The 2,662-nt window shown below is 47.8% G+C and carries 2 protein-coding genes; both read right to left on the reverse strand.

The annotated features are described in order from the left end of the window. Nucleotides 1–1,360 (reverse strand): glutamine-hydrolyzing GMP synthase (gene guaA, locus B7Y67_RS14800; protein WP_293599295.1); only part of this gene is annotated, 1,360 nt, incomplete at its 3' end. Nucleotides 1,361–1,396: 36 nt separating this feature from the next. Next, nucleotides 1,397–2,662: IMP dehydrogenase (gene guaB / locus B7Y67_RS14805; protein WP_293599296.1), on the reverse strand; the 1,266-nt coding region annotated here is incomplete at its 5' end.

Here is a 2,662-nt window from a genome sequence, read left to right on the forward strand (position 1 = left end):
TGAGGTCATACCAAGATTTTTGACTTGCTTCATCAATCGTATTACGCAGCTCTTCTATAAAGATTGCATCTGCACGCTGCAAGAGGCTAGCGAACTCTGCTTTAACTTCACCTAAGATGCGCACACCAAGGCCAGGCCCTGGGAATGGATGGCGATAGACCATCTCCCGTGGCAAACCTAAAGCAACGCCGAGTTCACGTACTTCATCTTTAAATAACTCACGCAATGGCTCAAGCAGCTTGAGGTGCATATCTTCAGGCAAGCCGCCCACATTGTGATGGCTCTTAATCGTATGCGCGCCCTTCTTGCCTTTACCAGCAGACTCAATCACGTCGGGATAAATAGTTCCCTGAGCAAGCCACTTGGCATTTTGAATCTTGCCAGACTCAGCTTGGAAGATCTCAACGAATTCTTTGCCAATGATTTTGCGCTTGGCTTCTGGGTCAGCAACACCAGCAAGCTCAGACATAAATTTGTCTTTAGCATCCACTCGAATTACTTTGACACCGAGATTACGAGCAAACATTTCCATCACCATGTCGCCTTCGTTCAAACGAAGCAAACCATGATCAACAAATACGCAAGTGAGTTGCTCACCAATCGCACGATTGATTAATGCCGCGGCCACGCTAGAGTCAACGCCACCAGATAAACCAAGAATAACTTCTTCATCACCAACTTGTTTGCGGATATGCTCAACGGCCTCACTAATGTAGTCACCCATCACCCAGTCCGGTTTGCACTGACAGATCTCATGGACAAAGCGACTCAAGATGGCCTCGCCTTGTAAGGTGTGAGTTACTTCTGGATGGAACTGAAATGCATAGAAACGACGTTCTTCATCAGCCATACCTGCAATAGGGCAAGACTCTGTTGAAGCCATTAACTTAAATGCTGGTGGCAGTGTAGTAACTGAATCGCCATGACTCATCCACACCTTGAGAATGCCATGGCCTTCGCTAGTGGAGAAGTCTTGTATGCCTTTCAGCAAATTGGTGTGGCCATGGGCACGCACTTCGGAGTAACCAAACTCGCGGGCCTTACCCAAGGATTCAGCAGAAGCAACCGCACCACCCAATTGGGTTGCCATGGTTTGCATGCCATAGCAAATACCTAAAACGGGAACGCCTAATTCAAAAACGATTTGTGGTGCCCAAGGACTTCCGTCTTCAGTAACAGAGCTTGGTCCACCAGAAAGAATGATGCCTTTACCACCCTGCTCTTGAATGAACTTACGAATAAATTCTGGATCGCAATCGTAGGGGTGGATCTCAGAATAGACACGCGCATCACGCACGCGCCTGGCAATTAATTGGGTGACTTGTGAACCAAAGTCGAGAATCAGTATTTTGTCGTGCACGAAAGGATTACCTTAAATTCAGCCTGCTTTTACTTCTTAGTCAATGTGGTAATTCGGGGCTTCCTTCGTGATCTTCACATCATGAACGTGTGACTCGCGTACACCCGCTGAAGTGATTTCCACAAAATTCGCTTTTTCATGAAGCTCATCAATCGTCTTGCAACCCAAGTAGCCCATTGAAGAACGGATACCACCAGTCAGTTGATGCAAGATAGCAAGCACGCTACCTTTGTAAGGCACTTGACCTTCAATACCCTCAGGCACAAGCTTCTCGGCATTTGCTGCGCTGATATCACTTTGGAAGTAGCGATCTGCAGAACCATCAGCCATCGCACCTAAAGAACCCATGCCGCGATAGCTCTTGTATGAACGACCTTGATAGAGGAACACTTCACCAGGAGCTTCTTCAGTACCAGCAAACATACCACCCATCATGACGGAGCTTGCGCCAGCAGCTAATGCTTTTGCAACGTCACCGGAGTAACGCACACCACCGTCTGCAATTAAAGGAATGCCTGTGCCCTTGAGTGCAGCAGCCACATTCACAATCGCACTAATTTGAGGAACACCTACACCCGCAACAATTCGGGTTGTGCAAATGGAGCCTGGGCCAATGCCTACCTTAACGCCATCAGCACCATGATCAGCCAATGCTCTAGCAGCATCGCCAGTAGCAATGTTTCCGCCAATCACTTGTACGTGAGGATAATTTTTCTTAACCCATTTGACGCGATCTAAAACACCTTGGCTATGGCCATGAGCGGTATCCACCACAATCACATCAACGCCTGCGCGAACTAACAGTTCAATACGCTCATCGTTATCTGGGCCAACACCGACCGCAGCACCAACGCGCAATTTACCTTCGCTATCTTTACAAGCATTGGGATGCTCAGTGGCTTTTAAAATGTCTTTGACAGTGATGAGGCCGCGCAATTCAAACTTATCGTTCACTACCAACACACGCTCTAAGCGATGCTGACTCATCAAGCGCTTTGCTTCTTCTAGAGAGCAACCTTCTTTGACTGTAATCAAACGCTCACGTGGAGTCATCTTAGTTTTCACTGGCGCGTCTAAATCTTCTTCAAAGCGTAAGTCGCGGTTGGTAATGATGCCCACAACCTCTTTCCCAGTCAGCACTGGAAATCCTGAGAAGCCATGCTCGCGAGATAGTTGGATTACTTGACGAAGCGTGACATCTGGGCTGACCGTAATCGGATCACGCAAAATGCCGGACTCGTAACGTTTGACCTTAGCCACTTCCCTAGCCTGTTCAGCAGGCTTGAGATTTTTGTGAACAAT

Source organism: Polynucleobacter sp. 35-46-11, assembly GCF_002281105.1.